Here is a 15344-nt window from a genome sequence, read left to right on the forward strand (position 1 = left end):
TCAGAACGAACGGGGCAGGCCGAGCATGTGTTCGGCGACGTAGCTCAGGATGAGGTTGGTCGAGATCGGCGCCACCTGGTACAGCCGCGTCTCGCGGAACTTGCGTTCGATGTCGTATTCGCACGCAAAGCCGAAGCCGCCGTGGAACTGCAGGCAGGCGTTGGCCGCCTCCCAGCTCGCCTTGGCCGCGAGGTACTTCGCCATGTTGGCCTGCGCGCCGCAGGGCTGGCGCGCGTCGAACAGGCGGCAGGCCTCGTAGCGCATCAGGTTCGCGGCCTCGGTCTCGATGAAGGCTTCGGCAATCGGGAACTGCACGCCCTGGTTCTGCCCGATGGGGCGGCCGAACACCACGCGGTCCTTCGTGTAGGCCGTGACCTTGTCGATGAACCAGTAGCCGTCGCCGATGCACTCGGCCGCGATCAGCGTGCGCTCGGCGTTCAGGCCGTCGAGGATGTACTTGAAGCCCTGGCCTTCCTCGCCGATGAGGTTCTCCGCCGGGATCTCGAGGTTCTCGAAGAACAGCTCGTTGGTCTCGTGGTTCACCATGTTGAGGATGGGGCGCACCGTCATGCCCTTGCCGATGGCTTCGCGCAGGTCGACGATGAAGATCGACATGCCTTCCGACTTCTTCTTCACGTCCGCCAGCGGCGTGGTGCGCGCCAGCAAAATCATCAGGTCCGAATGCTGGATGCGCGAGATCCACACCTTCTGCCCGTTGACCACATAGCGGTCGCCCTTCTTCACGGCGGTGGTCTTGATCTTCGTGGTGTCGGTGCCGGTGGTCGGCTCGGTCACGCCCATCGATTGCAGGCGCAGTTCGCCGCTGGCGATCTTCGGCAGGTACTGGCGCTTTTGCGCCTCGCTGCCGTGGCGCAGCAGCGTGCCCATGTTGTACATCTGGCCGTGGCAGGCGCCCGAGTTGCCGCCGCAGCGGTTGATCTCTTCCATGATCACCGAGGCTTCGGTCAGGCCCAGGCCCGAGCCGCCGTATTCCTGCGGAATCAGCGCGGCCATCCAGCCGGCTTGGGTGAGTGCGTCGACGAATTCGGCGGGGTAGGCGCGCGCCTCGTCGACCTTGCGGAAGTACTCGTTGGGAAACTGCGCGCACAGGTCGCGCACGGCGTCGCGGATGTCGGGGAAACGGTTGTCGGTAGCGATCATCGTGTTCAGTCCTGGCGGGGGCCGCCCGCTTCCTTTTCGACGCGTTGCCAGATCTCGATGGCCATCGGGTCGTCGATCTCCTCGAGGATGTGGCCCACGAGGCCGATGGCGCGCGCCATCACGCCGAAGCCGCGGATGATCTTCCACGGAAAGCCGAATTCGGCCGCAATCGCGCCGATGGCGCCCGTGGCATTGATCGGCAGCGACTTGCCCGACACGCGCTCGGCCTCTTCCTGCACGGCCTGCATCAGCGCGACGTAGTGACTCGACAGGCCGTTCTCGGCCGCGATCTGGAACAGGCGCGGCGTGCGCGGATCGATCGGCTTGTGCAGCGGATGGCCCAGCCCCGGCACGATGATCTTGCGCGCGCGGTGGTCGGCCACGATGTCCTTCGCCATGTCGGCCAGCGGACGCGTCGGCTTTTCGCCGAAGGGAATGGCCTCGTACAGCATCTTCGCGGCGCCCTCGGTGCTGCCTACGAACACGGTGCCCAGCCCGCACAGGCCGGCGGCCACGGCGGCCTGCAGGGCTTCGGGTGCGCCAGCGTAGGTGAGCCGCGCGGCCAGCGCGCTCGGCGTGACGCCGTGCTCCACCAGCGTGACGACGATGGCGTTGAAGGTCACGGACTCCTGCGGCGTGGGAATGCGGCCCGTCAGCTCCAGGAAGGCCATGTCGCCCAGGTTGAGGTGGCCGAGGATTTCCGAGGGCAGGTCGCGCCCGCGCACGGTGATCTTGTCGGGCGTGCTGTGGCCGAGGTCGGTGTGCAGGGATTTCTTGATCTTTGTCATGGCCGCAAATCTATCCCCGCGCGCGCCCGCAGGCGCTCAGTGATTGCGAAACCCTCCCTTCCGCAATCGCGAATGCCCGCCGGCGAGGTCTTCGGGCACGCTGCGACTCGTCATTGCAACGGAAAAGAAAAGGCAGACAGCGCGATGGATTCCGACTCACTCCTGGCCGTGCGAGAAGCGGCGCTCGACTACTTCACCCGCAGCGGCGCCACCGCGCGACGCCGCGCCCGCACCGAGCAGCCGGAGGCCGACGAGGCCAACGGCTGGGGCGAGATCGCCGCGCTCGGCTGGCCCGGCATGCTGGCGCCCGAAGCGGCCGGCGGCCTCGCACTGGGGCTCGACGGCGCTGCGGAAATCCTGCGCGCGGCCGGCGAGCACGCGACGCCCGAGCCGCTGCTGGCGGTGGCGGGCCTGAGCGCGCTACTGCTGGCGCGGCTCGACACGCCCGCGGCGCGTGCCCTGCTGGCCGAGCTGGTGGCGGGCCGCAGCCTGCCCGCGCTGGCGTGGCAGGAAAGCGCGGGCGACCTCAGCGCCGTGCCGCTGGCCTGCGGCTGCGAGGCGCGGTCCGGTCATGGGGGCGGCGTGCTGCTGCAAGGCGACAAGCTCATGGTGCTGCCCGGCGGCGCCGCCAGCGGCTGGCTGGTGTCGGCGCGCGGCGAGGACGACGCCGTGTTGCTGTGGGTGCCGCGCGGCACAGAGGGCGTGAGCGAGACGATCGTGCCGCTGGTCGACGGCAGCCAGGCCGCCAACCTTCGCTTCGAAGAGGTCGTGCTGCCGGCCGACGCCGTGCTGGCCAGCGGGCCCGCCGCGCAGGAGGCGCTGCGCCAGGCGCTCGCAGCGGGGCAAATCTTGCAGGCGGCCGAACTGCTGGGCGCGGGGCAGGCGATGCTCGCGCAGACGCTGGCCTACCTGCGCACGCGTTCGCAGTTCGGCAAGGCCATCGGCAGCTTCCAGGCGCTGCAACACCGCAGCGTCGACATGTTCATCCACCTCGAGGTGGCGCAGGCCACGCTCAACGAGGTGCTCGCGCTGGCAAGCGACGGCACCTTGCCTTCTGACCGGCTCGAAGCCGAGGCCAGCCGCGTCAACGCGCGTTGCACCGCTGCTGCGCTGCAGGCGTCGCGCGCGGCGGTGCAGCTGCATGGGGCCATCGGCTACACGCAGGAGTGCGACCTGAGCCTGTTCTACAAGCGCGTGCTGTGCCTGTCGGCGTGGCTGGGCAATGCCACGGCGCACCAGCGCCGCCATGCCGCGCTGACCGGCGAGGCCGAGGCTGCTTCAAGCAGTGCTGTAGCCTGGAATGGCGAGTTCCTGGCACGCACCACCGACTGGTCCACGGTGCCCGAGGCCGAGTTCCGCCGCATGGTGCGCGGCTTTTTGCAGCAGCGCTATCCGGCGCACCTGCGCTACCTGTCGCACCGCGCGCGCTGGAGCGAGGTGCGCGAGTGGTACCTCACGCTCTCGGCGCAGGGCTGGATCGCGCCGGCCTGGCCGCAGTCGCACGGCGGCATGGGCCTGCCGGCGGAAAAGCTCATCGCGTGGATCGAGGAGCTGGAGCAGCACGGCGTGGCGCGCGCGCCCGACCAGGGCATCGTGATGATCGGCCCGCTGCTGATCCAGCACGGCACGCCCGAACAGCAGCAGCGCTTCCTGCCGCGCATCCTCAGCGGCGAGCACGTGTGGTGCCAGGGCTACTCGGAGCCCAATGCCGGCTCCGACCTGGCCGGCCTGCGCACGGAGGCGGTGGCGGGGCGCGACGCGCAGGGCGATCACTTCGTCGTCAACGGCCAGAAGATCTGGACCACGCTCGCACAGGACGCCAACCACATCTTCATGCTCGTGCGCACCGACAAGGGCGCGCGCAAGCAGGAGGGCATCAGCTTCCTGCTGTGTGACCTGCGCACGCCGGGCGTCACCGTGCGGCCCATCCACACGCTGGCGGGCGAGCCCGAGTTCTGCGAGGTGTTCTTCGACAACGTGCGCGTGCCGGCCGACAACCTCGTGGGCCGGCTGCACGGCGGCTGGACGATCGCGAAGGCGCTGCTGGGCTTCGAGCGCATCTTCCTGGGCAGCCCCAAGCAGTCGCAGTACGCGCTGGGCCAGCTGGCACGGCTCGGGCAGGCACGGCGGCTGTTCGCCGACCCGGTGTTCGCGCAGCGCTTCGCGGCGCTGCGGCTCGATGTGCTCGACCTGTCGGCCGCCTACACGGGCTTTGCCGACATCGTGCGCGCGGGCAAGCCCTTGCCGGCCTCGGTGTCGCTGCTGAAGATCTGGGCCAGCGAGACCTACCACCGCATCGGTGCGCTGCTGGTCGAGGCCGGCGAAGAGCAGGGCGCGGTCGCGGGCGACCAGGTGCTCGACGGCCAGAGCTTCAACGTGCTCTCGCCGCTCATTGGTTCGACGGCCGCCATGATCTACGGCGGCACGAACGAGATCCAGCGCAACATCCTCGCGCGGCAAGTTTTGGACTTGCCGGCCTGAGCGATGTGAGCCGCCAAAGACATACACAACTGGAGACAACGCTCATGCAATCCCTCGACCTCTTTTCGCGTCGCCAACTCATGGCCGCGCTGGCGGGCGGCGCGGCGCTGGCCGCACTGCCGCACCGCGCCTTCGCGCAGCAGCCGCTGCCGCCGCTCATCAAGCTGGTGGTCGGCTATTCGGCCGGCGGGCCGGTCGACGGCGCCGCGCGCCTGCTCGCGCCCGCGCTGGGCCAGGAGCTGGGCACGCAGGTGATCGTGGACAACCGGCCCGGCGCCGCCGGCTCGCTCGGCGGCAACGCCGTGGCCAAGGCGCCACCCGACGGCGCGATGCTGTTCTTCGGCGCGAGCCCGACCATCACCATCAACCCGAACGTGCAGCGCAGCATGCCCTTCGACCCGATGAAGGACCTCACGCCGCTGGCGCCGCTGGTCGACTACACCAACGTGCTGGTGGTCAACAACGACCTGCCGGTGCGCAACGTGGGCGAGCTGCTGGCCTATGCCAAGGCCAAGCCCGGCAAGCTGTTCTACGGCTCGGCGGGCGTGGGCGCGTCCAATCACCTGAGCGGCGCACTGCTCGAGAAGATGAGCGGCGTGCAGCTCACGCACGTGCCCTACAAGGGCAGCGCCCCGGCACTGGCCGACGTGATGGCCGGCACCGTGCCGATGATGTTCGACATCATCGCCACCTCGCGGCCCTTCATCCAGTCGGGCAAGCTGCGCGCATTGGCCGTCACCTCGCGCCAGCGCAACCGCATGCTGCCCGACGTGCCGACCATGATCGAGTCGGGCGTGCCCGGCTACGACGTGGGCGGCTGGTTCGGTCTGTACGGCCCGGCGCGCATGGACCCGGCGCTGGTGGCGCGCGTGAACGCCGCGGCGCAGAAGATGCTGGCGCGCGAAGACATCGCGCACCGCCTGCGCGAGCAGGGCTACGAGGTCTGGGCGGGCGCGCCAGAGGTGCTGGCGACCAAGGGCGTGTCGGACCGCAAGCTGTGGGCCAGCGCCTCCAAGGGCATCGAGGCGGAATAGCCGATGCCCCCCCGCATTCATCACCTGCTCGAAGACCGCGCCGCCCGCACGCCGGACGCGGTGTTCCTCCACGAACTGGATGGCACCACCACCTATGGCGCACTGCAGGCCATGGTCGAGACCGCCGCGAACGACCTGCTCGCCGCCGGCGTGCGGCCGACCGACCGCGTGCTGCTGGTGGCCGAGAACTGCGCCGCCCACATCGCGCTGCTGCTGGCCTGCAGCCGCGTGGGCGCGTGGTCGTGCGGCGTCAACGCGCGCATGTCGCCGGGCGAGATCGCGGCCATTGCCGAGCGCGCGGATGCGCGGCTGTGCTGCTTCACCACCGATGCGTCCGACGCGGCGCGCACGCACGCGCAGCGCGCGTCGGCCGTGCCGGCCACGCTGCCCGGCGTGATGTTCACCGCCGCGCGCGCCGAGGCCCGCACCGAGCCCGACCCGGCGCTGGCCGATGCCGCCGCGATCATCTTCACCTCGGGCACCTCGGGCACGCCCAAGGGCGTGATGGTGTCGCACCGCGGGCTGCTGCACTTCGGCCGCGTGTCGGCGGCGGTGCGCGCGCTCGACGCGCGCGACCGCGTCTACGCCTTCCTGCCGATGACCCACATCTTCGGCATCGGCACCGTGCTGATGGCCGCGCTCACGGGCGGGGCCGCGCTGGTGCTGCGCGGCAGCTTCTCGCTGGCCGACATGCTCGAGGCGCTGGCGCACGGGCAGGTGTCGAACCTGCTCGGGCCGCCGACCATGTACGCGCGGCTGCTGGCGCACATCGAGGCGCAGCAGCTGGCGCCGCGCTTTCCAAACCTGCGCTACGTGTACACCGGCTCCGCGCCGCTCGATCCGGCGCTCAAGCAGCGCGTGGAGCGGCTGTTCGGCCAGCCGCTGCACTACGGCTACGGCCTGTCGGAGTACGCGGGCTCGGTGTTCCTCACGCGCACCGAGGCGCCGCGCGCCGACACCTCGGCCGGCTACGTGGTCGAGGGCGGCGAGGGGCGCATCGTGACGCCCGAGGGCACCGAGGCCGCCGTCGGCGACACCGGCGAGATCTGGCTGCGCGGCCCGGGCCTGATGCTGGGCTACTTCCGTGACGCGGCCGCCACCGCGCAGGTGATGCGCCCCGGCGGCTGGTACGCCACCGGCGACCTCGGCCGTTTCGACGTCGACGGCGCGCTGTTCGTGGTGGGGCGGCTGAAGGAAATGATCATCCGCTCGGGCTTCAACGTGTACCCGGCCGAGGTCGAGGCGGTGATCGGCCGCTTCGCCGGCGTGCACCTGTGCGCCGTGGTCGGCGTGCCCGAGGCCGACGGCAACGAGCAGATCGTCGCCTTCGTCGAGCTGAACCCGGGCGCGATGCTCGACGAGGCGGCGCTGCGCGCCCACCTGGCCGAGCACCTGTCGCCCTACAAGCGGCCGGCGCGCATCGAGGTGATCGACGCGATGCCGACCACTGCCAACGGCAAGCTGCTCAAGCGGGAACTGCAAGCGAGGGCCCGGCAGCCCTGAGGTCGGCCGGAAGGTCGCCGATGACGCTGCGGCGCCCCTTTTGCGTGTCCATGTACTCGCGCATGCGGGCGATGCGGCCCTCGCGCAATTCGAGGATGAAGCAGTAGTCGTTGTCGTAGGGCCGGCCGTTGGCGAGCGTGGCCTGCAGGCGCATCTCCAGCACCACGGTGTCGCCGTCGCAGAGCAGGTGGGTGAAGTCCACCGACACGTCGGCCACGAACAGCTTCGGAAACTCTTCGACGAGAAAGCGCACGATCGTCTGCGGCCCGATCATGTGGTCGGTGAAGCCCAGGGCCACGCCGGTGGCGTTGTCCTTGGGCGCCAGCCATTCGGCGTCGTCGGTGAAGGCGGCGCGCACGCGCTGCGGGTCGCGGCTGGCGAAGGCCTTCCAGGCGTCGACGACGGCGCGCTTGTTCTGCTCGGGGGTCATGGGATGTGCGGGGATGAAGTGAAGGAGCGGCGACGATAGGTGCGCCGCGTTGCGCCGGCCCGCTGCTTCCGGACATCTGCAACGCGCTCTCGGACTTATCCTGCAAGGAGCCGCGCTGCTGTCCGCCAGCCGATCCTCCGTGCAGGCCGCATCGTGGGAGCCTTCAACAAGGAATCCACGCCATGGCCGATGACCTGAGCAAGCGCGGACCGCAGGATGCGGCCCGCATCAATGTCAACGAACTCCACGAGGTTCGCTACTGGACCCAGACGCTGGGCGTGACCGAGGCGCAGTTGCGCTCGGCCGTGGCGGCCGCCGGGGTCGAGGTGAAGGACGTGCGCACCTACCTCGGCAAACCCTGAGCGCGCGCTGAAGGTGCGGCCCGGCGGGCAGGGCGCGCGTAGGCAGGCTCCTACAGCCGCGGCGCGGAGCGGGGCCGATACTCGTGGCCTTGTTCCCGCCTTCAGGAATCCTGCCTTGACCGTGCTCCCTGCCGCCTCTCGTCCCACGGGCCGCGCGCCCTTGCGGGCCGCTGTGCCGCGATGAAGTCGTCTCCCAGCGCCCGCAGCTGGATTGCGGCCGGCGTGCGCCACGAGCTGCTCACGCGCGCCCTGCCGGCGCTGCGGCACGACATGACGGCGCCCGTCTCGGTGATCCGCATGGCGGTGCTGATGCTCAAGCGCCAGGTGGCGGCCGACCCCGTCGACCCCGCGGCCTGCGAGGAGCGGGTGAACCTCATCGACAGCCAGGTGTCGGAGCTGGTGGCCGCGATCCGCTCGCTGCGCGACTGGGAACTGGCCACCACCGACGACGGCATCACGCGCAGCGCGCTGGTGGCGCAGTGCATGACGCTGATGCGCTCGGCCTTCGACCTGCACGGCGTGGCGCTCGAGGTCGACGAGGCGCTCGCCGCCCCGCAGGACGACGAGCCGCGCTGGCCCAATGCCGCCGCGCTGCGCTACCTGTTCCTGGGCGCGCTGGGCTACCTGCACGACGGCGTGGACGAGGCCGGCACCATCCGCATCGAGCCCGACGGTACCGACGCGCTGCGCCTGAGCGCCCGGGTGCGCGAGGCTGGTGGCGCGAACGCGGTGCTCGACGCCCACCGCGCGCCGCGCGCCCTGGCCATCGACACCGTGGCGCTGCAGAACCTGGCCGAAGACCTCGGCTACGCCGTGCTGCTCGACGCCGACACCGTGCGCTTCGCCCTCGCCGCAGGCTGAGTCGTCCGCAGGAAGGCGAGCAATCGCCGCTCCGCCGCCACCAGACCGCGCGCCGGGCCGGCCGTGGCGGCACGGGCCGCGATCTTCTCCAGCAAGGTGCCCGTCGCCGCCGTGTCGTCCTCGCGCGCCAGCGCCTCACCCAGCGCCAGCACGGCCGGGTGCACGTAGGCCTTCTTGCAGACCGCCGGCGTGTTGCCGAGCTGCCGCGCCACGGCCGCGAGGATGTCCCTGGCGCCGGGCCGGCGCTCGCCCTCCCAGGCACAGGCCTGCCGCGTGAGCTCCAGCGCCTGCACCGTGCCGTGCCAGGTGCGGAAGTCCTTGGCGGTGAAGCGCTCGCCTTCGCCCTTGCCTGTGTCGGTGGCGTCGGCGATGTAGTCGTTCACGTCGTTGGACGACACGCCGCGCACCTCGCCCGCTTCGTCCGTGTACTGGAACAGCGCCTGCCCCGGCAGCTGCTGGCACTGGCGCACCACGCGGGCCACGCGCGGGTCGTCGACGCGCGCCTCGTGCGCCACGCCGCTCTTGCCGCGAAAGCGCAGCCGCAGCGCCGAGCCCTGCACCGCCGCGTGGCGGTTGCGCAGCGTGGTGAGGCCGAACGAGCCGTTGCTGCTCGCGTAGGCCTCGTTGCCCACGCGCAGCAGCGTGGTGTCGAGCAGGCGCACCAGCGTGGCGATCACCTGCGCGCGACCGGGCGTGCGGGTGCCGGCGCGCAGGTCGCGCGCCACGCGGGCGCGCAAACGGGGCAGGGCGCGCCCGAAGGCCGCGAGGCGCTCGAACTTGGTGCCGTCCTGCAGCGCGCGCCAGTCGGGGTGGTAGCGGTACTGCGTGCGGCCGCGCGCGTCCAGGCCCGTGGCCTGCAGGTGGCCCTGCGGCAGCGGGCAGATCCACACCTCGGTGTAGGCCGGCGGAATCGCCAGGCTGCGGATGCGCGCGAGCGCGTCGGCATCGCGCAGCCAGCGGCCGTGCGCGTCGCGGTAGCGAAAGCCGTCGCCCCACTTCAGCCGGCGGATGCCCGGCATGCCGGGGTTCACGTAGACCAGCCCGGCGGCCAGCGCTGAGGTGGCAGCCGGCGCGGGCCGGCATGGGGTTTGCATCGAAGGCATGTCATCGCGCTTGTGCCAGCATCGACAATCGTGCGGTGTAGGACGCCGCACGCTGTTGCCGAGGCGCGCTTTCCTTTCCTTCCTTCTCTTCGGATTCCACCCATGTCCCTCCTGAACTCCCGTCGCTTCTCCCTGGGCAGCCGCGGCCTGGCGCTGTGCGGCGCCGTGCTGCTCGCCACGGCCTGTGCCTCCACCTCGCCCACGGCCGACACCCGCGCTGCTGCTGCCGCCCCCACCGGCGCCCCGGTCAAGGTGAAGGTGTTCGTGGCCGCCATGTTCGAGATCGGCCAGAACACCGGCGACCGCGCCGGCGAGTTCCAGCACTGGTACGAGCGCTACTGGAAGGGCGCGACGCCCGTGGCCGTGCCCGGTGCGCTGCAGCCCGTGTACTGCAACGCCGACGGCGTGTGCGGCGCGGTGCTGGGCATGGGCAAGGTCAACTCGTCGTCGTCGATGCAGGCCATCCTGCTGAACCCGAAGTTCGACTTCTCGCAGGCCTACTACGTGATCTCCGGCGTGGCCGGCACACCGCCCCAGCGCGGCACCATCGGCGAGGTGAGCTGGGCCACCTGGCTGGTCGACTACGACCTCGGCCACCGCTGGGCCCCCGAAGAGAACAAGCCCGGCGAACCCACCTTCATGCCGCGCAAGGGCTACGAGGAGTACCGCCGCTTCAAGCTCAACCCCGACCTCGTCGGCTGGGCCATGAAGCTGTCGGCCGACACGCCGCTCAAGGACGCGGAATCGGCGCGCAAGTACCGCCTGCGCTACCCCGACGCCGCCGCGCGCCGCGCCCCCTTCGTGGGCACCGGCACGCACATGACGGGCGACACCTTCTTCCACGGCCCCGGCATGTCGAAGCAGGCGCAGTACATCGCCAAGCTCTACGGCGCCGACGACTACGTGATCACCGAAATGGAAGCCGCTGCCATCACCCTCGTGATCAAGCGCACCCACGGCACCGACCGCGTGATGAGCCTGCGCGGCGCGGTCAACTTCGACCAGGGCCACCCGAAGGAAAGCACGCTGCAGCACCTGGACCCGGCACCGGGCGAGACGGCGGGCGGCTTTGCCGAGACGGTGGAGAACATCGCGCTGGTGGGCACGCGCGTGGTCGACCACATCGTGAAGAACTGGCCCACCTGGTCGGCGGGCGTGCCCAAGCCATGAACAGGGTCAGGGTTGCAGCACCGGCTGCAGGTGCCATGTCACGTTGAAGTCGAAGGGCGTCCAGCGGCTCACCGTGACGCCCGCCTGGCGCAGGCCGCGGCCGGTCCAGGTGTTGCAGGTCTCGAACAGGTGGTAGCTGCCCTGGGCTTCGTAGAAGGCATCGTCGTTCGCGTAGTGCGCGCCCGCGATCGGCACTGCGCGGCCTGAGGGCAGCGTGGCGCGCACGTAGGCCACGAGCTGCGCGTACTGCGCCTGCGAGAGCGGCAACTTGTACGCCCCGCGCCGCAGCTGCGCGCGCTGCAGGTAGGTCACGTGCAGCAGCGAGCGATTGCCACCCGACAGCGCCCCGAAGGCGCGCGCGGCCGTCAGGTCGCCCCAGGTCGGCGTGTGCAGGTAGAACTCGCGGTCGCCCCAGCCGATGGCGACGAACTCGGCATCGGGCGGCGGCGCCTTGAAGTCGGACAGCGGAAAGAGCTGCAACCAGTCGATGGCGGCCGAGCGGACCGGAAACACCAGGTCGGTGTGCACGCCGTTGCTCAGCACCCAGGCCTCGACGGTCGCAGGCTCGGCCGGCGGTTTCGCGTTGGCCGGCAGGAAGACCAGCGCGCAAGCCACGGCCACATACAGCGTGATGGCGAGCAGCAATCCCAGCAGGGTGAGGGCGATGCGTCTCAGCCAGCGTCGGATCATGGTGGTGTCAGAAGAGCGAGGCCGTGGTCGCCACTGGCGCCGCGCTGCGAGCGTTGCCAGCGGGCGCCAACGCCTCGGGGCTGCCGGCCTTGGCCAGCGCGCCCACGCGCACGCCCAAGAGGCGCAGCGGCCGCTCCAGCGGCACGCGCTTCAAGCACTGGCCGCCGACCTGGCGAATGGTCTTGCCGTCGTCGGTGAAGCGGTCGATGGTCTGGTCGCGCGTGGCGATCTTGAAGTCGTCGTAGCGCAGCTTGATGCCGATGGTCTTGCCCACGTAGCCCTTGCGCTGCAGGTCTTCGGCCAGCTTCTCGCACAGGTGCGTGAAGATCGCGCCCAGCTCGGCGCGGTCGCGCACCGCGTGCAGGTCGCGCTCGAAGGTGGTCTCGCGGCTCATCGACACGGGCTCGCTCTCGGTCACCACGGGGCGGTTGTCGCGGCCCCAGGCCACCTCGTGCATCCACGCGCCGGTGGCCTTGCCGAAGGTGTCGATGAGCCAGCCGCGCTCGCGCGCCGCCAGCTGGCCCACGGTCTCGATGCCGAAGCGCTTGAGCTTCTCGTCGGCCTTCGGGCCGATGCCGTTCACCTTGCGGCAGGGCAGGGGCCAGATGCGGCTTTCGAGGTCGTGTTCGTAGACCACCGAGATGCCGTTGGGTTTCTCGAACTCGCTGGCCATCTTGGCGATGAGCTTGTTGGGCGCCACGCCGATGGAGCAGGTGAGGCCCGTGGCGTCGAAGATCGATTTCTGGATCAGCCGTGCCAGCGAGCGCCCGCCGTCGCGCTGGCCGCCGGGCACGTCGGTGAAGTCGATGTACACCTCGTCCACGCCGCGGTCTTCCATGAGCGGTGCAATGTCCAGGATCACCTGCTTGAAGGTGCGCGAGAAGCGCCGGTACTCGTCGAAATCGACCGGCAGGATCAGCGCCTGCGGGCACAGCTTGGCGGCCTTCATGAGCCCCATCGCCGAGCCGATGCCGAACTGCCGCGCGGGGTAGGTGGCGGTGGTGATCACGCCGCGCCCCGTGTAGTCCTTCAGGCGCGGAAAGGCCTCGATGGGAATGTCGGCCAGCGTGGCGCCTTCGGGCAGTTCGCGGATCGCCTCGTCGACGCGGCGCCGACCGCCGCCGATGACCACTGGAAGCCCCTTGAGCTGCGGGTAGCGCAGCAACTCGACGGACGCGTAGAACGCGTCCATGTCGAGGTGGGCAATGCGGCGGATCGGAGGGGCCGGGGGCGGCGCGGGCTGGAAACTCACGGTGACAATTGTCTCGCTCTCCGGGCATGTTCGCCCGCCCCGGTGTCGCGTGCAAGAATGCGGCGGAATTTCAATCCCCACGCAGGTGGTGAACGGAAAGGAATGCACGATGGGTGACGACGAGGTGGAAGGCGGCCTGTCGGTCGCGCTGACGCCGGTGCAGATGGCGGCGGTGCTCGGCGGCGAAGACGTGCCCGAGTCGGCCAGCCTCAGCAACCGGCTCTGGGGCACGGCGGCGCTGATCGGCGGCGTGATCGAACTGGTCGGCGCCGGCGTGCTGTGCGTCGCGCCCGAGCCCACCATGGCCAGCAAGGTCGGCTGCGTGGTGCTGGGTGCGCACGGCAGCGACGTCACCGCCACGGCCGCGCGCCAGATCTGGACCGGCCAGACGCAGCGCACCGCCACTGCGCTCACCGCCGACGCCACCGCGCAGGCGCTGGGCGCCTCGCCCGAAACTGGCGCGCAGGTGGGGCTCGCGGTCGATGTGGCGGTGCCGCTCTTCGTGGCCGGCGGGCTGGCCGCATCGCGCGTCATCGCGGTGCGCGCGAGCCGCTTCAAGCTCGAGCCCGTGCGGCTCATCGAGCACGAGGGCATTGCAGGCTCCAAGGCCGGCGGCCACACCATCCGCGAGCACGTGGGCAAGTCGGCGCAGGAGCTGTTCGACCGCTTCGCGAAGAAGCCCAGTCTGCAGCGTTCGTCGTCGTTCTTCGACCTCGCCACGGCCGAGTCGGCCATCAGCCAGACCGTGCGCGCCAATGCCCGGGCCATTCGCGCGTGGTCGCGCTCCGCGGCGGTGGGCTCCAAGCCCGTGGCCTTCGAGCACGACATCGGCACCGTGGTCGGCATCGGCGTGCAGCGCGGCAGCACCGCCGTGAGCCAGCTCACCAAGGTGCGCGTGACGCTGAACATGCGCACGTACAACGGCAAGCCGTTCTACATCCTCACCGCCCATCCGTTCTGATTTTTCCTCACGACCCCACGATGCGATTCGAACTGATCGACCACCTCACCAAGGTCTACTTCGGCCAGGACGCCGACATCCTCTTCGGCGAAACCGGCGCCGAGATCATGGCCTCGTACCGCGAGTCGAGCACCGAGGCCGAGCTGGCCGCATTGCGCGCCGAGATCGCCGACTACCTCGGTTCGCACGACGACCTCGAAGCGGCGTTTGCACGCGACTTCTCGCGCGACTACATCCCTGAAGATTTCGGCACGCCGGCCAGGCAGTTTCTCGACAGCGTGCTGGCTGCGGTGCGCTGAAGCTGCTCAGCGCGACTCGACCGTCACCAGCAGCGGCGAGTCGAACATCGCCACGGGCGAGATCACCGGCTCGTCCATCGGCACGGCGTTGCCGTAGCGCTCGCGCATCTTGGCGCGCACGGCCGGGTCGGCAAGGTTGAAGCTGCGGATCTTCTGCAGCTCGCCGATGCGCACGCCCAGCGCGCGGTCGTAGAGCTTCCATACCAGTTCCGAGCAGTAGATGCGCGAATCCGACCATTCGAAAGTCAGGTCGTACGGGCGGCCCGCGAAGTCCGAGGTGCGCGCATGCAGGCGCGCCACGGCGCCGGGCGTGAGCCGCGTGTCGGCGTCGCGCAGCCGCTTCACCACGTAACGCCCGCCGTTGCCGCGCGCCGTCCATTGCGCCAGCGGCGTGTAGCGCACCGTCGAGACCGCCTCGAACACGTAGGGTTTGCCCTCTCGCAGCAGCACGATGCCCATGTGGCTGTAGCGCGAGCCGGTGGCGCGCTGCACGGCCAGGCTTTGCGCCGAGCGCGAGGTGTGGAAGATGATGTCGCCGTCTTTCAGTGCGGTGGCCGCATGGCCTGCGCTGGCTGTCAGGAGGGTGAAAAGGGCAGACAACGACGCGGAAAGGGCTTTCGACATGCAGGGCATTTTGCGGGATGCCGCTTGCGCCCCGCGGCATGCCGGTGCCATGATCCGCGCCATATGCAAACCGTCGCCTCCATCCTCTGGCGCAGGCTCGATGCACCGGGCCACGATGCCTGCCGCCTCGAACGCAATGCCTCGGCCTGGCAGCTCGACGGCGCCGCGGTGTTCCGCACCGAGGGCGGACGCATCGCCCAGTTGCACTACCGCGTGCGCTGCGACCTGCTCTGGCACACGCAATGGGGCACCGTGCGCGGCTGGCTCGGCGAGTCGGCCATCGACCTGTCGATCACGCGCGACGCGCGCGGCCACTGGAAGCTCAACGACGAAGCCGTGTCCGACATGTCGCACTGCGTCGACCTCGACCTGGGCTTCACCCCCGCCACCAACCTGCTGCAGCTGCGCCGCCTGAACCTCGCCCCCGGCGAAAGCGCCGACGCGCCGGCGGCCTGGGTCGACATCGAAGACGGCGGGCTCAGCGAGCTGATGCAGCGCTACGAGCGGCGCAGCGACAGCACGTACGCGTACGAGGCCAAGCGCTTCGATTACGCGGAGGTGCTGGGCGTCACGGCGGATGGGTTCGTGAGCGACTATCCGCGGCTGTGGGCCGCGCAAGGCTGAC

Annotated in this window: 16 protein-coding genes; 9 read left to right on the forward strand and 7 right to left on the reverse strand. The window is 70.3% G+C overall.

The genetic code is table 11. The annotated features are described in order from the left end of the window. Complete coding sequence (locus AC1RAD_RS30430; protein WP_492738847.1) at window positions 1-1161, reverse strand: acyl-CoA dehydrogenase family protein; 1161 nt, start codon at window positions 1159-1161, stop codon at window positions 1-3. A 5-nt stretch (window positions 1162-1166) separates the two neighbouring features. Beyond that, window positions 1167-1949 carry a citryl-CoA lyase gene (locus AC1RAD_RS30435; protein ID WP_159275562.1) on the reverse strand — a complete coding sequence of 261 codons (783 nt, stop codon included), beginning with the start codon at window positions 1947-1949 and terminating at the stop codon, window positions 1167-1169. 144 nt (window positions 1950-2093) lie between these two features. Between AC1RAD_RS30435 and AC1RAD_RS30440 the strand changes: the two genes are divergently transcribed. The 3 genes from AC1RAD_RS30440 to AC1RAD_RS30450 are packed head-to-tail and all read left to right on the forward strand — an operon-like array spanning window position 2094 to window position 6967. Continuing rightward, on the forward strand, window positions 2094-4430 hold the full coding sequence (locus tag AC1RAD_RS30440; RefSeq protein WP_492738848.1) for an acyl-CoA dehydrogenase family protein: 2337 nt from the start codon (window positions 2094-2096) through the stop codon (window positions 4428-4430). Between the two features lie 44 nt (window positions 4431-4474). Continuing rightward, entirely contained in the window at window positions 4475-5464 is a 990-nt protein-coding gene (locus AC1RAD_RS30445; protein ID WP_062477974.1) for a Bug family tripartite tricarboxylate transporter substrate binding protein, read from the forward strand. A gap of 3 nt (window positions 5465-5467) precedes the next feature. Further along, window positions 5468-6967, forward strand: a complete 1500-nt coding sequence (locus AC1RAD_RS30450; RefSeq protein WP_492738850.1) for a class I adenylate-forming enzyme family protein — start codon at window positions 5468-5470, stop codon at window positions 6965-6967. Here the strand turns inward: AC1RAD_RS30450 and AC1RAD_RS30455 are convergent. Next, window positions 6930-7397, reverse strand: a complete 468-nt coding sequence (locus tag AC1RAD_RS30455) for a nuclear transport factor 2 family protein (RefSeq protein WP_492738851.1) — start codon at window positions 7395-7397, stop codon at window positions 6930-6932. The two genes, AC1RAD_RS30450 and AC1RAD_RS30455, sit on opposite strands and share 38 nt — an antisense overlap. A 182-nt stretch (window positions 7398-7579) precedes the next feature. Here AC1RAD_RS30455 and AC1RAD_RS30460 point away from each other — a divergent pair, with 182 nt between their 5' ends. Continuing rightward, window positions 7580-7759, forward strand: a complete 180-nt coding sequence (locus AC1RAD_RS30460) for a DUF3606 domain-containing protein (RefSeq protein WP_062477985.1) — start codon at window positions 7580-7582, stop codon at window positions 7757-7759. 180 nt (window positions 7760-7939) lie between these two features. Then, on the forward strand, window positions 7940-8620 hold the full coding sequence (locus AC1RAD_RS30465; protein ID WP_492738853.1) for a hypothetical protein: 681 nt from the start codon (window positions 7940-7942) through the stop codon (window positions 8618-8620). On the opposite strand, the gene AC1RAD_RS30470 is transcribed toward AC1RAD_RS30465, so the two are convergent. Continuing rightward, a complete protein-coding gene (locus tag AC1RAD_RS30470; RefSeq protein ID WP_492738854.1) occupies window positions 8566-9714 on the reverse strand; it encodes a DNA topoisomerase IB in 1149 nt (382 codons plus the stop codon). The two genes, AC1RAD_RS30465 and AC1RAD_RS30470, sit on opposite strands and share 55 nt — an antisense overlap. Before the next feature lie 111 nt (window positions 9715-9825). Between AC1RAD_RS30470 and AC1RAD_RS30475 the strand changes: the two genes are divergently transcribed. After that, the gene (locus tag AC1RAD_RS30475; RefSeq protein ID WP_369646029.1) at window positions 9826-10893 is read left to right on the forward strand and encodes a purine-nucleoside phosphorylase; all 1068 of its coding nucleotides are present in this window, start codon (window positions 9826-9828) and stop codon (window positions 10891-10893) included. 6 nt (window positions 10894-10899) lie between these two features. Here the strand turns inward: AC1RAD_RS30475 and AC1RAD_RS30480 are convergent, their stop codons facing one another. Together AC1RAD_RS30480 and dinB are read right to left on the reverse strand one after the other, a co-directional pair. Further along, a complete protein-coding gene (locus tag AC1RAD_RS30480; protein ID WP_492738856.1) occupies window positions 10900-11583 on the reverse strand; it encodes a TIGR02117 family protein in 684 nt (227 codons plus the stop codon). A gap of 7 nt (window positions 11584-11590) precedes the next feature. Continuing rightward, complete coding sequence (gene dinB, locus AC1RAD_RS30485) at window positions 11591-12775, reverse strand: DNA polymerase IV (RefSeq protein WP_159273409.1); 1185 nt, start codon at window positions 12773-12775, stop codon at window positions 11591-11593. Between the two features lie 169 nt (window positions 12776-12944). Here dinB and AC1RAD_RS30490 point away from each other — a divergent pair, with 169 nt between their 5' ends. Further along, entirely contained in the window at window positions 12945-13796 is an 852-nt protein-coding gene (locus AC1RAD_RS30490; RefSeq protein ID WP_307694881.1) for an RNase A-like domain-containing protein, read from the forward strand. Window positions 13797-13816: 20 nt separating this feature from the next. Beyond that, window positions 13817-14095, forward strand: coding sequence for a contact-dependent growth inhibition system immunity protein (locus AC1RAD_RS30495; RefSeq protein ID WP_492731921.1), 279 nt, complete (start codon window positions 13817-13819; stop codon window positions 14093-14095). A 6-nt stretch (window positions 14096-14101) separates the two neighbouring features. Here AC1RAD_RS30495 and AC1RAD_RS30500 read toward each other — a convergent pair whose 3' ends face one another. Beyond that, window positions 14102-14695 (reverse strand): YiiX family permuted papain-like enzyme, encoded by a 594-nt coding sequence (locus tag AC1RAD_RS30500; protein ID WP_492738857.1) that lies wholly within the window; start codon window positions 14693-14695, stop codon window positions 14102-14104. An 87-nt stretch (window positions 14696-14782) separates the two neighbouring features. Here AC1RAD_RS30500 and AC1RAD_RS30505 point away from each other — a divergent pair, with 87 nt between their 5' ends. Next, window positions 14783-15343: a putative glycolipid-binding domain-containing protein gene (locus AC1RAD_RS30505; protein WP_492738858.1), complete on the forward strand. Its 561-nt coding sequence runs from the start codon at window positions 14783-14785 to the stop codon at window positions 15341-15343. Window position 15344: the final 1 nt, after the last annotated feature.

The organism is Variovorax sp. GW823-FHT04B03 (assembly GCF_058796495.1).

What these genes read in the sequence shown, in the direction of transcription:
- AC1RAD_RS30435 (WP_159275562.1), bottom strand. Translation starts at nt 1,949, where the DNA reads ATGACAAAGATCAAGAAATCCCTGCACACCGACCTCGGCCACAGCACG.
- AC1RAD_RS30470 (WP_492738854.1), bottom strand. Translation starts at nt 9,714, where the DNA reads ATGCAAACCCCATGCCGGCCCGCGCCGGCTGCCACCTCAGCGCTGGCC.
- AC1RAD_RS30475 (WP_369646029.1), top strand. Translation starts at nt 9,826, where the DNA reads ATGTCCCTCCTGAACTCCCGTCGCTTCTCCCTGGGCAGCCGCGGCCTG.
- AC1RAD_RS30445 (WP_062477974.1), top strand. Translation starts at nt 4,475, where the DNA reads ATGCAATCCCTCGACCTCTTTTCGCGTCGCCAACTCATGGCCGCGCTG.
- AC1RAD_RS30480 (WP_492738856.1), bottom strand. Translation starts at nt 11,583, where the DNA reads ATGATCCGACGCTGGCTGAGACGCATCGCCCTCACCCTGCTGGGATTG.
- AC1RAD_RS30450 (WP_492738850.1), top strand. Translation starts at nt 5,468, where the DNA reads ATGCCCCCCCGCATTCATCACCTGCTCGAAGACCGCGCCGCCCGCACG.
- AC1RAD_RS30440 (WP_492738848.1), top strand. Translation starts at nt 2,094, where the DNA reads ATGGATTCCGACTCACTCCTGGCCGTGCGAGAAGCGGCGCTCGACTAC.
- AC1RAD_RS30465 (WP_492738853.1), top strand. Translation starts at nt 7,940, where the DNA reads ATGAAGTCGTCTCCCAGCGCCCGCAGCTGGATTGCGGCCGGCGTGCGC.
- dinB (WP_159273409.1), bottom strand. Translation starts at nt 12,775, where the DNA reads ATGGACGCGTTCTACGCGTCCGTCGAGTTGCTGCGCTACCCGCAGCTC.
- AC1RAD_RS30490 (WP_307694881.1), top strand. Translation starts at nt 12,945, where the DNA reads ATGGGTGACGACGAGGTGGAAGGCGGCCTGTCGGTCGCGCTGACGCCG.
- AC1RAD_RS30495 (WP_492731921.1), top strand. Translation starts at nt 13,817, where the DNA reads ATGCGATTCGAACTGATCGACCACCTCACCAAGGTCTACTTCGGCCAG.
- AC1RAD_RS30460 (WP_062477985.1), top strand. Translation starts at nt 7,580, where the DNA reads ATGGCCGATGACCTGAGCAAGCGCGGACCGCAGGATGCGGCCCGCATC.
- AC1RAD_RS30430 (WP_492738847.1), bottom strand. Translation starts at nt 1,161, where the DNA reads ATGATCGCTACCGACAACCGTTTCCCCGACATCCGCGACGCCGTGCGC.
- AC1RAD_RS30455 (WP_492738851.1), bottom strand. Translation starts at nt 7,397, where the DNA reads ATGACCCCCGAGCAGAACAAGCGCGCCGTCGTCGACGCCTGGAAGGCC.
- AC1RAD_RS30505 (WP_492738858.1), top strand. Translation starts at nt 14,783, where the DNA reads ATGCAAACCGTCGCCTCCATCCTCTGGCGCAGGCTCGATGCACCGGGC.